The following is an 11,732-nucleotide window of genomic DNA, read 5'->3' on the forward strand; positions in this document are numbered from 1 at the left end:
GCCCGGTGCAATACCGGACTCATTTGGATCAAGCTGCCTAATGAAATAACCGTGTCTAACTTTTAGGGGTCACTTCACTTCATTCGCTCGTTTTTTTCATCCCATTATTCCGCACTTAATTGGCCTTTTAATTGCTGCACAATCATTGGATTCGCAGGTGCTGCCGGTTTGTAATAACTCTTTTGCTTTGCGTACTCATACATATTACGTTGGCGCATTTCATCTTGATTACGAATTTGAATTAATGTTTGGTGTAACTGTTCATTATCAGACTGAGCAATATAATTTGCATAACTTGTTAAACTTGCATTTAATCCTGCTAAATAATCATTTACCATATCTTTTTCATTCATTTCTCGCTTCCTCCTATCCTAAAAAAGTCATTAATTGTTGCTTCGTATTTCGTGCATCTTGCGCATCCTTTTGTAGCATTTGTTTCAACTCTGGATCTGTACACGTCTGTGCATACTGCTCCAACTTGTTAATAATTGTTGCGTGTCCACCGATTAAATGACGTAAGTTTTCTACTTCAAGCTCTGTTAAATTTTGCATGGAATACTCCTGCCTTTCTTTGTTCATTCGTCATTAGTATTTGGTTCTTTTTGGATTATATACATGCATGAATTAACTTCTCCTACCTATAAACAAAATAAAAGATGCATAGCTAGGCCATCCATCTTTTATGCTAAATATTCGTTCAATTTTATAGAGATACAATCATACTTATACTCACAAGTAAATTCCATACAATGTGTAAAATAATACTAGGTATAATAGATTGCGTCTTTTTGTATAACATCGCAAACACAATCCCCATAATCGTCGCCGTAATTAGAAGACCTCCATGAAGAATTCCAAAAATGAAGGAAGAAATAATGATACCAACTAAAAAATTATATTTCTTTTCTAAAAATCGATATAAAATACCTCGAAATAGAATTTCTTCTTTAACCGGTGTAATTATAGCAACACTTAACACATATATAATACTTTGTAGACTATTTTGAAGTCCTAAGCTCCCTAATTGTTTCTGTTGTTCTGCTGCACTTTCAAAACTAAACACATGTAACATTAAATATTGTGATAACGCAATAACCATAAAACCAATTAATAGATATAAATATGTCTTCCCATTCTTCAAAACGGATAAATCCCAAATATATTTAATAAAATGAAGAACTGGTTTATAAGCTAATAAAACGATAGCAACAACAGCTGCATCTAATAAAAGGAAATAGTACCCTTCTAAATTATCACGCAACGCTTCCTCACCATAAATCCCAAAAGCTAAACCAAGGAATAACCCTCCTAGAAGTAAGAATCCTAAAATGATTGCTATCATTACAAATAGATTTTTATATGTTATATTATCTATTTTCCTTTCCACACTATACGCTTCTAACACCGTTTTACTCATACTATTCCTCCATTTGTTTTCATTACCTTAACAAAAATCCTTTAATATAAATATAAGGATAATATAACAAAAATTTCAAAAAGAATAATATGCAATTTTACATATTATGAACGCTTTGTATTCTATAGTTTTAGGAATTATATTGTTATATAATAATTATAAAATAAAAATTTCTTACTTCCACATCATGATCCCCACTTCATACTAAACCTTATGAATAAAAGGAGAGGTAAACATGAAAACACATGATTTTCTTACTAAGGTGCAAGATAGCTATGACCCTAACCCAAGCCAAGACCCTTTTATATTTATGTTTTTCGGTTTCCTATTAGCGATATACACATACTTAAAACCCACAAAATAATATCATTTAGCAAAAAAGAGCCTCTAAACAATTAAAGGCTCTTTCTAGTTAAATTCCTTTCCGCTTCTTCAATCGCCCGTTGCATTTGCACTAACGGATTTTTAATCATCTTCCCATGCCCTGTCGCTAATATAGACGGCTTATACTCTAGCAATTTCTGAGCGCTTTTTAATGAAACTTCTGCATCCCACGTACCAAACATAGGAAACGGAAAAAGCCACATCAACTGTCCTGCTACCGCCACTCCTCCTCTCGTTTGAAATGCATCTCCAACAATGAGCGCATCATTTCTCGTGTCTAAAAACGCCATTGATCCTGGTGTATGGCCTGGGGCTGCAATTGCTACAAGTGAACCAATTTGATCTCCCTCTTGAAGAAGGATATCTGGAATCGTCTTTATCCTTTTTGACACACTCACTTTTACTTGCGTGCCTGGTTCTCCGAGTTGCAGTGACAAATCCCCTTCAAGTAAACGAGCATCTCTTTCAGAAATATAGACCGAAACATTCGGCAGTTCTTGTTTTATAGCATCAAGCGCTCCTACATGGTCATCATGTGCATGTGTTATAACGATATTCGTAATCGGTTTTCCTAGTTTTCGAGCCGCTTCTAAAATCTTCTTTGCACAAAATGGCAAAGCTGCATCAATTAACGTTAATCCTGTTTCTTCTTCGACAAAGTAACAGTTAATCGGAAATAGACGCGGTAAAAATGCGATTTGATGAACTGTTCCTACTTTTATTAACTTCATCTCCTATCCCTCCATGAAAAAGAGCTGTTTACAAATACATATGTAAAACAACCCTTTTCAAGAATCCATCAATAAAAAAACCAGCAGCCAAACGGCCACTGGTTCCTTTTCATCTATTAAACTGTATAACGCTCATCTTCTAAAATTTTCGCAGCGATTTCACGTTTCTTCGGAATTACGTTAAGTGGCGTGTGGCGAGTTAATTTACGTAATGATGATAACATCATGCGCAGCATGTCGCCGTTTTCAACTGCGATAAGTGTTTCTTTCGCATCTGCTTCGATTTCGTTGAATGCTTCTTGGCAGAATACTTCAGTGTATAACACTTTTTGTTTATTCTTTTCAAGACCAGTTGTTTTAATTGCTTTTTCTGTACGAAGAACAGCTGATTCCATTGCATAAAGGTTGCTTACGATGTCAGCGATATTCACAAGAATTTCTTGCTCTTTATCTAATGCTTTACCGTATTTTTGAGCCGCTAATCCAGCTACCATTAAGCCGATTTTCTTCGCGTTAGTTACTAAATATTTTTGAAGTGCTAATGGCTCATCGCCTACTTCTTCTGGCATCATCATCATTAACTCTTCTTGTAATTTTTGTGCTTTTTGAAGAAGTGGTAATTCACCTTTCATCGCTTTACGTAAGAACGTACCTGGTACGATTAGGCGGTTAATTTCGTTCGTTCCTTCGAAAATACGGTTAATACGAGAATCGCGGTACATTCTTTCAATCTCGTATTCTGCCATAAATCCGTAACCACCGTGAATTTGAACACCTTCATCTACTGTATAGTCTAATACTTCAGAACCGAATACTTTATTTAAAGAGCACTCGATTGCATATTCAGCGATAGAAGCTGCTACTGCTTTACCGTCTTTCACTTCTTCTTCAGATAATGTGCTCATGCGGCTTTCGAATAAACCTACTGTACGATATACAGAGCTTTCAGCTGCATATGTTTTCGCTGCCATATTCGCAAGTTTCTCTTGAATTAATGGGAAGCGAGCGATTGGTTGTTTGAACTGTTGACGTTGGTTTGCATATTGTGCTGAAATTTCTACTGCACGTTTCGCAGATCCAACTGTACCAACACCTAATTTATAACGACCGATATTTAAAATGTTGAACGCGATAATATGACCTTTACCGATTTCACCAAGTAAGTTCTCTTTTGGTACTAATGCATCTTCTAAAATTAACGTACGAGTTGAAGAACATTTAATACCCATTTTCTTTTCTTCTGGGCTTGTAGATACGCCAGCATATTCTTTCTCTACGATAAATGCTGAGAAGTGCTCTCCATCGATTTTTGCATATACGATAAATACGTCAGCGAATGCAGAATTTGTAATCCACTGTTTTTCACCATTTAATACGTAATGTGTACCTTCTGCATTTAAACGTGCAGTTGTTTTTGCACCTAATGCGTCAGATCCTGAACCTGGCTCTGTTAATGCGTATGCAGCTAATTTTTCACCAGTTGCAAGTAATGGTAAATACTTTTTCTTTTGCTCTTCGTTACCGAATAATACGATCGGTAACGATCCAATACCTACGTGAGCACCGTGAGTAATTGCAAAACCACCAGCGCGAGAGAATTTCTCTGCGATTAACGCTGAGCTTACTTTATCAAGACCAATTCCACCGTACTCTTCTGGTACGTCAGCACCTAATAAACCAAGTTCCCCAGCTTCTTTTAAAAGACGAACAGAACGATCAAACTCATGTTGCTCTAAATATTCAAGCTCTGGAAGAACTTCATTTACGATAAAGTCCTCTGTCGTTTTTGCAATCATTTTATGCTCAGATGAAAAATCTTCTGGCGTAAACACTTGATCAATCGTAATCTCATCAACTAAAAAGCTACCGCCTTTAACCGCATTTCCTACTGTTTTTTCCATGAAAATTTCCTCCTTCATATTTTCATGAGCCGCTTCTCTCTTTTTGAAAGAAACTGGCTCTCCCGTTTATTTTTTATAAACCTTTGTTGCTTCCATTCTTTTTTTCATAATCCAGTTCCAGTGGCTAAAACAGTCGGTCGTTTCACCCCTTCCTGTGAGGCAAAAAGCGCCTCTTCGTCAGGGCTTCCAACGCCCTCCTGTTCTGAACAAGTCACTTCCACTTTTTTACAATCCAGTTCCAGTGGCTAAAACAGTCGGTCGTTTCACCCCTTCCTGTGAGGCAAAAAACGCCTCTTCGTCAGGGCTTCCAACGCCCTCCTGTTCTGAGCGAGCCACTTCCACTTTTTTTATAATCCAGTTCCAGCGGCTAGAATATTCGGTGGCTTCGCTTCTTCCTGCGAGGCAAAAAGCGCCTCTACGTCTGAAGCTCCATCCCCCTCACATTCTGAACGAGCCACTTCCACTTTTTATAGTAATTCAAACACTCCCGCTGCTCCCATTCCGCCGCCGATACACATTGTTACGATACCGAATTGTTCGTTGCGGCGTTTCATTTCGTGAATAAGAGATAGTGTTAGTTTTGCTCCTGTACAGCCAAGTGGATGTCCAAGTGCGATTGCACCACCGTTTACGTTTACTTTTTCTTCATCTAAACCAAGTTCACGAATAACTTGGATTGATTGAGAAGCGAATGCTTCATTTAGTTCGAATAGGCCGATATCAGATAGCTCTAAACCAGCTAATTTTAACGCTTTTGGAATTGCAGCGATTGGGCCAATTCCCATTACTTCTGGTGGTACGCCAGCTACTGCAAATGAACGGAATTTCGCAAGTGGCTTCATACCATCGCTCACTGCTTTTTCACGATCCATTAATAGTACAGATGCTGCACCGTCACTCATTTGTGAAGAGTTACCAGCCGTTACAGAACCGCGAACGTTAAATGCTGGACGTAATTTACCTAAAATGTCTAGCGTCGTCTCTGCTCTTACACCTTCGTCTTGTGCGAAAATGATTGTTTCTTCTTGCAGTTTATTGTTTGAGCCAACCGAGCGTAACGTCACATCTACAGATACTGTTTCATCAGCAAAGTTACCAGCAGCTAATGCTTTTGCAGCACGTTGATGACTTCTTACTGCAAATGCATCTTGCTCTTCACGAGAAATTCCATATTTCACAGCAACTTGCTCTGCTGTATGTCCCATGCCCATATAATATTCTGGAGCCGCTTCTACAAGGCGACTATTCGGACGAACGACGTGTCCCATCATCGGAACTAAGCTCATTGATTCCGCTCCGCCTGATAATACAGCTTCAGAGTGTCCAAGCATAATGCGCTCTGCTCCATAAGCAATACTTTGTAAACCTGAAGAACAGTAACGGTTGATTGTAATAGCTGGAACATCGTAAGAAAGCCCTGCTAATCCGCCGATATTACGAGCCATATTTAAACCTTGCTCTGCTTCTGGCATCGCACAACCGAAAATTAAATCATCGATTGGTCCTTCATAATTCGCACGCTTTAACGTTTCCTTTACTACTAACGCCCCTAGATCGTCAGGACGAACTGTTTTTAATGAACCCCTCTTTGCTTTTCCAATTGGTGTTCTTGCTCCCGCAACAATGACAGCTTCTCTCATGAACGATATCTCCCCTCGTTATTAGTTACGTAATGGCTTTCCTTTTACAAGCATGTGCTGCATTCTTGCTTGTGATTTCATCTCACTTACTAAGCTAATAAATGCTTCACGTTCTACATCTAATAAATACTGCTCATCAACTTCTGTTCCGTACGGCACTTTTCCGCCCGCAATGACATATGCAAGTTTCTTCGCAATGTGAAGATCATGTTCAGAAATGTAACCAGATAAATGCATTGCTTCTGCACCAAGTACAAGAGTTGCATATCCTGTTTCGCCAACAACTGGTATCTTTTTACGAATCGGTGCTTTATAGCCAGCTTCATATAAAGCAAGTGCTTTCTGTTTCGCATCATATAGTAAGTGATCACCATTCACACTAATACCGTCTTTATCGCCTAAGAAGTTGTTCGATACAGCTTCTTGTGCTGATGTAGAAACTTTCGCCATCGCTACAGATTCGAACACTTTATTCGCAACTTTTTGCAGATCAAACTCTACACCGTTTGGCATTTTATTTAAGTGTTTAATGTATAGCTCTTTATTACCGCCTCCGCCAGGGATTAAGCCAACACCAACTTCTACTAAGCCCATATACGTTTCACTAGAAGCTTGAATGCTAGCAGCCGGTAAGCAAACTTCTGTACCACCACCAAGTGTCATACCGTATGGAGCTGCTACAACTGGCTTAGAAGAGTACTTAATTTTCGTCATTGCATCTTGGAAGTTTTTCACAACCAACTCAATTTCAAAGTAATTGTCGTCTTGTGCTTCCATTAAAATCATTGCAAGGTTAGCACCAACACAGAAGTTCTTCGATTGGTTCCCGATAACAAGACCTTTATAATTCTTTTCTACTTCATCAACAGCGTAGTTAATCATTTGTGTAATATCCATACCGATTGCATTGCTCTTCGAATGGAATTCTAAGCAAAGGATGCCGTCACCTAAATCAATTAAGCTCGCGCCGCTATTTTTCTTTAATACGCCATTTTTCTCTTTTAATTGTTTAAGAGAAATTGCTTTTTTATTACGCTCGATTAGCTTATATTCACCATTATCGTAATAGTAGCTATCGCCGTTATCATGTTTATAGAAAGTAGTAAAACCTTTCTCTACCATTTCTTTTACCCAAGCTGGTACATTTACGCCGTTTTCTTCCATCTTTTGAATCGATTTTTCAACGCCGATTGCATCCCAAATTTCAAATGGTCCTTGCTCCCAACCGAAGCCCCATTTCATCGCTTGATCAATTGCCACGATATCGTCAGCAATTTCTTTATGAAGCTTTGCAGAGTATAAAAGAGTTGGTGTGATGATATTCCATAACAACTCACCTGCGCGGTCTTTCGCGTATACAAGCGCTTTCAATTTATTCGCTAATCCTTTTTCTTGCTTACTTAACTCTACGGATGCAGCTTTTAATTTTTTGCGCGCTTCGTATTCCATCGTTTCAGGATTTAATTCTAAAATTTCTTTTCCTTGTTTTAAGAAGAAGCCTTGACCAGTTTTACTTCCAAGCCATTTTTTATCAAGCATGTCATGCATGAAAGTTGGTACTTTAAATACATCACGCTCTTCTTCTTGTACGTTTTCATATACGTTATTTGCAACGTGTACGAATGTATCTAAACCAACAACATCTAATGTGCGGAACGTTGCGCTCTTCGGACGGCCAATAAGTGGGCCTGTTACAGAATCAACTTCTCCAATGCTATAGCCACGCTTAATCATTTCTTGAAGCGTTACAAGCAAGCCGTACGTACCAATGCGGTTTCCAATAAAGTTTGGTGTGTCTTTTGCGATAACAACGCCTTTTCCAAGAACATCTTCGCCAAATAGTTTCATGAAGCTTAATACTTGTGGATCTGTTTCTTTCGTCGGTATTACCTCTAGAAGTTTTAAATATCGTGGTGGGTTAAAAAAGTGTGTGCCTAAGAAGTGCTTCTGGAAGTCGTCTGAACGACCTTCTGCCATTTTTTCTACTGAAATGCCTGACGTATTCGAGCTTACAATAGAACCCGGTTTACGAACAGCATCTACTTTTTCAAATAGTTTCTTTTTAATATCTAAGTTTTCAACTACTACTTCAATAATCCAATCTACATCAGCTAGACGCTCAAGATCATCTTCTAAGTTACCTGCTTCAATCAGTGCTAAATTTCCTTTCACTGTCAGAGGAGCTGGTTTTTGCTTTAATAGTTTTTGCACAGCCGTATTACTAAAACGATTTCTCACACTTTTATGTTCTAATGTAAGTCCCTTCGCTTCCTCTTCTTTTGTTAGCGCAGGTGGTACAATATCAAGCAATAATGTCGGAATACCAATATTAGCTAAGTGTGCCGCAATCCCTGAACCCATTACGCCTGAACCTAGAACAGCAGCCTTTTTAATTTGGAACATCCAATTCTCCCCCTATCCTTGAATGAATGCTCATTCAATTTTTCGACATAAGTCGCAATCAATGAGTGAGCCTCTACTAATAAATATATGATACTGTTTAAATTTTCGCAATATATTTATTGATAAAATTTTCTGAAATAAATATTTTTCTTTTATTTGCCCATGCTATATATGTGTATTTTCTTCACTAAAATGCACTTTTCCTTTTTACAATCTGACGAAACTGGAGGAATATATATGGCAAAACTTAAGAAGAACCCCTCAAAAGCTGGAATTAGTGCAGCGAGTGTAACTGGAAATGCAGGTCCACATAATCACGGTGTGGAAAAGGGCCGTCAAGGTAATAACCAACAATATAAGAAGCATAATATGGGCGAAAAATAACGGTATATTTTTGGGCAGAAAACGTGGCATAATGATTAATGGCTGCTTTTTCTGCCCAATTTATTTGTACATATGGAAAACAAAAGAGGGAACGATGATGAAACGAACAATAGTTATGATTGTAATGATTGCTACACTATTTACAGGGATGATTTTCTTCTCTTATGCACAAAGACAACAAACTGTAAGAGTTGATCAGCCTAGTATTACGGGGCAATACGGAATTACAATCGATGCAGACACAGGTGAAATTTTGTATGGCAAACGCGAAGATGAACGCTCTTATCCGGCTAGTATAGCCAAAATGATGACAACCCTTCTCTTACTAGAGAATGTAAAAGAAGATGAAGAAATTACAGTTACAGAAAACGCAATAAAAACAGAAAGTCAAAGTAAAAAAATTAAGCTGCGTGCTGGGGAAAAATTAAAACGGGATGAGGCATTAAAACTTATGCTTATCATTAGTGCAGACCCAATCTCTGAGTCAATTGCAGAACATATCGCGGGATCAAAAAATGAGTTTGTGAAAATGATGAATGCTAGAGCGAAGGAACTTGGTACAAAGCATGCAACTTTCAAAAACGCAAGTGGTGCTGATGCACTTGGAAATAAAGTATCACCATATGACATTGCCATTATTACGAAAGAAGCATTAAAATACCCAATCGTTTTACAATACATGAATTCAGTAAATACAACTCTACATACTTCTGAACGCTCTCCAAAAATCGCAAACTATGGACGAGAGGAACTATATGACGATCCATATGCGATTGGAAGTAAAAGCGGTTTATCTGCACTCGGAAAATATACGGTCGTAACTGTTGATGAGAAAGACGGTAAACGCGTTATTAACGTCGTATTATCTTCTACTCGCGCGCAACTATATCCTGATACGAAGAAAATGGCACATTACGCATTTAAGCAATTAAAATAACCAAGGAGTATGTTCTCCTTGGTTATTTTTTAACCATACCTTTTAATACGAACGCAACGTTCGCTGGACGCTCTGCTAGACGGCGCATGAAATAGCCATACCAGTCGTTTCCATAAGGTACATAAACACGCATCTTGTAGCCTTCTTTTACAAGCTCAAGTTGACGCTCATTACGAATACCATATAACATTTGGAATTCAAATTGGTCTCTTGGAATATTGTGTTCTTCGGCAAGTTTTTTCGTATATTCAATAATTGCTTCGTCATGTGAAGCAATTGCAGTATAATTTCCATTTAATAAGTGCATTTTAATAATTTTTTTATAGTTATCATCTACATCTTTCTTATCCGGGAACGCTACATCTTCAGGTTCTTTATAAGCTCCTTTTACAAGACGTAAATTAGGACTATAAGCATTTAATTCTTCCATATCTTTTTCTGTACGATATAAGTAAGCTTGAATAACTGTACCAATATTATCGTATTCAGATTTTAATTGTTTAAAGATCTCAATTGTTTTCCCGCAGCGCGTATAGTCTTCCATATCAATTGTAATAAACACACCATTTTCTTTTCCAGCTTCTAAAATACGGCGCATATTGTTCATTACGATTTCATCAGAGATATCTAATCCCATAGAAGTCATCTTTAAAGAAAGCTGCGAATTAAGACCTTCTCTTCCAATTGCACGAATCGCTTCAATCGATTCGCTAGCCATTTCATTTGCTTCCGCTTCGTTATCAACAAATTCACCTAAATAATCGATCGTTACACAAAGGCCTTGCTTGTTCAATTGTTTAATAGCTGCTGTCGCTAATTCGATTGTCTCCCCTGCGACAAAACGACCTGCTCCAAAGCGTAAACCGTACTTTTTAGCTAACTTTGTTAGCGCTTTATTTTTTGACAAGAAAAGAAACGAATTTCGCATTAATTGTTCCATGTAATTCACCCCTATGACTGTAATTTATCTGTTTTTTACCCCTCTTCGAAATTATATCATTCTTTAAAATTATTTGATACAAATAATTATTTAGACAATTTATAAAATACTATAAAAACATTTAAAACCTTATATTCTTGCTTACAAATATAAAGGGAATATTTTTCGACATTTAGAAAAAACGGGTTTACTGGGCCTCAAATAGACATGTCGAAAATATTCGACATGTCTATAAAACCCTTTATATTCCATATAAATTATATAAAGATATTAATAAAGTGAAAATTCAATTAGAATAAGGCGGGCCCTCCCCCTCTAATTATTAACCCTCACCAATCGGGCTTTTACGAGATAAAAAAAGCTTAAGGTGACATTCACCTCAAGCTCTCTTATTTTTCATTTCGCTTCTCTTCATTTATCTTTTTTATATCCGAAATTAACTGTACCATTTCTTCTTTCGCATCGGGATACGTCTCATTCCAATGCTTAACTAAAGCCGGCATCGTCTTAGCTATGTAAGAATACAGTGCCCACTTCTGCACCTGTTCTTTTCTTTCTTCATTGCTCTCTCCAAGTAATAGTTCCGTGTATTTCTCTAACAACCCATCAAATTGTTCGTTAAACTTTTCACTCATCTTATCTACCTCCTATATGAAAAAAAGCAGCGAAGATCGCTGCTTTTTCTTATAATTTTGATCGAACAGAGTTTAATTTCTTCTCCATTGTGCTTACTTTATCACGACGATCATCGATACGAATTGTTGTTGCAACGCGTTGTGCACCTTTCGTATAGGGAACTTCATGCATTTGTTGAATTACTTCTAGAATGACAGGAAGATCTCCTTCAATAACTGTATTCATCGGTGTTAATTGATACTTCACGCGATCTGCATTTTTCTCTAGCACCTTTTGTACTTCTGCTACATATTCACTAACACTTGGATTACCTGTTCCTACTGGAATAATCGAAACGTCAACAATTGCCATAGTAGTCT

At 37.5% G+C, this 11,732-nt stretch carries 12 protein-coding genes; 2 read left to right on the forward strand and 10 right to left on the reverse strand.

Annotation, left to right across the window (positions count from 1 at the left end; genetic code table 11):
- Positions 1 to 104: 104 nt before the first annotated feature.
- The 7 genes from JDS81_RS13185 to JDS81_RS13215 all read right to left on the reverse strand — a co-directional run bounded on the left by JDS81_RS13185 (position 105) and on the right by JDS81_RS13215 (position 8,476).
- Positions 105 to 353 (reverse strand): spore coat protein, encoded by a 249-nt coding sequence (locus tag JDS81_RS13185; protein ID WP_001002985.1) that lies wholly within the window; start codon positions 351 to 353, stop codon positions 105 to 107.
- 13 nt (positions 354 to 366) lie between these two features.
- The gene (locus JDS81_RS13190; protein ID WP_001180553.1) at positions 367 to 552 is read right to left on the reverse strand and encodes a hypothetical protein; all 186 of its coding nucleotides are present in this window, start codon (positions 550 to 552) and stop codon (positions 367 to 369) included.
- Positions 553 to 703: 151 nt separating this feature from the next.
- Positions 704 to 1,417, reverse strand: coding sequence for a CPBP family intramembrane glutamic endopeptidase (locus JDS81_RS13195; RefSeq protein WP_000048028.1), 714 nt, complete (start codon positions 1,415 to 1,417; stop codon positions 704 to 706).
- Between the two features lie 395 nt (positions 1,418 to 1,812).
- Positions 1,813 to 2,532, reverse strand: coding sequence for an MBL fold metallo-hydrolase (locus tag JDS81_RS13200; RefSeq protein WP_000767046.1), 720 nt, complete (start codon positions 2,530 to 2,532; stop codon positions 1,813 to 1,815).
- Positions 2,533 to 2,648: 116 nt separating this feature from the next.
- Entirely contained in the window at positions 2,649 to 4,433 is a 1,785-nt protein-coding gene (locus tag JDS81_RS13205; protein WP_000416287.1) for an acyl-CoA dehydrogenase family protein, read from the reverse strand.
- 467 nt (positions 4,434 to 4,900) lie between these two features.
- Entirely contained in the window at positions 4,901 to 6,073 is a 1,173-nt protein-coding gene (locus JDS81_RS13210; protein ID WP_001206331.1) for an acetyl-CoA C-acetyltransferase, read from the reverse strand.
- 21 nt (positions 6,074 to 6,094) lie between these two features.
- A complete protein-coding gene (locus JDS81_RS13215) occupies positions 6,095 to 8,476 on the reverse strand; it encodes a 3-hydroxyacyl-CoA dehydrogenase/enoyl-CoA hydratase family protein (RefSeq protein ID WP_097954422.1) in 2,382 nt (793 codons plus the stop codon).
- A gap of 237 nt (positions 8,477 to 8,713) precedes the next feature.
- Between JDS81_RS13215 and JDS81_RS13220 the strand changes: the two genes are divergently transcribed.
- Both JDS81_RS13220 and JDS81_RS13225 read left to right on the forward strand, forming a co-directional pair.
- Positions 8,714 to 8,860, forward strand: coding sequence for a YuzL family protein (locus JDS81_RS13220; RefSeq protein WP_001096344.1), 147 nt, complete (start codon positions 8,714 to 8,716; stop codon positions 8,858 to 8,860).
- Positions 8,861 to 8,957: 97 nt separating this feature from the next.
- Positions 8,958 to 9,797 carry a D-alanyl-D-alanine carboxypeptidase family protein gene (locus JDS81_RS13225; RefSeq protein ID WP_097954421.1) on the forward strand — a complete coding sequence of 280 codons (840 nt, stop codon included), beginning with the start codon at positions 8,958 to 8,960 and terminating at the stop codon, positions 9,795 to 9,797.
- A gap of 22 nt (positions 9,798 to 9,819) precedes the next feature.
- On the opposite strand, the gene JDS81_RS13230 is transcribed toward JDS81_RS13225, so the two are convergent.
- The 3 genes from JDS81_RS13230 to JDS81_RS13240 all read right to left on the reverse strand — a co-directional run bounded on the left by JDS81_RS13230 (position 9,820) and on the right by JDS81_RS13240 (position 11,724).
- The gene (locus JDS81_RS13230) at positions 9,820 to 10,737 is read right to left on the reverse strand and encodes a proline dehydrogenase family protein (protein ID WP_000436777.1); all 918 of its coding nucleotides are present in this window, start codon (positions 10,735 to 10,737) and stop codon (positions 9,820 to 9,822) included.
- Positions 10,738 to 11,126: 389 nt separating this feature from the next.
- Positions 11,127 to 11,372 carry a YusU family protein gene (locus JDS81_RS13235; RefSeq protein WP_001290590.1) on the reverse strand — a complete coding sequence of 82 codons (246 nt, stop codon included), beginning with the start codon at positions 11,370 to 11,372 and terminating at the stop codon, positions 11,127 to 11,129.
- Between the two features lie 49 nt (positions 11,373 to 11,421).
- Positions 11,422 to 11,724: an MTH1187 family thiamine-binding protein gene (locus JDS81_RS13240; protein ID WP_001018862.1), complete on the reverse strand. Its 303-nt coding sequence runs from the start codon at positions 11,722 to 11,724 to the stop codon at positions 11,422 to 11,424.
- Between the last annotated feature and the right edge of the window lie 8 nt (positions 11,725 to 11,732).

Origin of the sequence: Bacillus cereus group sp. N31 (assembly GCF_016483245.1) — a bacterium.
GTDB classification, from domain to species: domain Bacteria; phylum Bacillota; class Bacilli; order Bacillales; family Bacillaceae_G; genus Bacillus_A; species Bacillus_A toyonensis.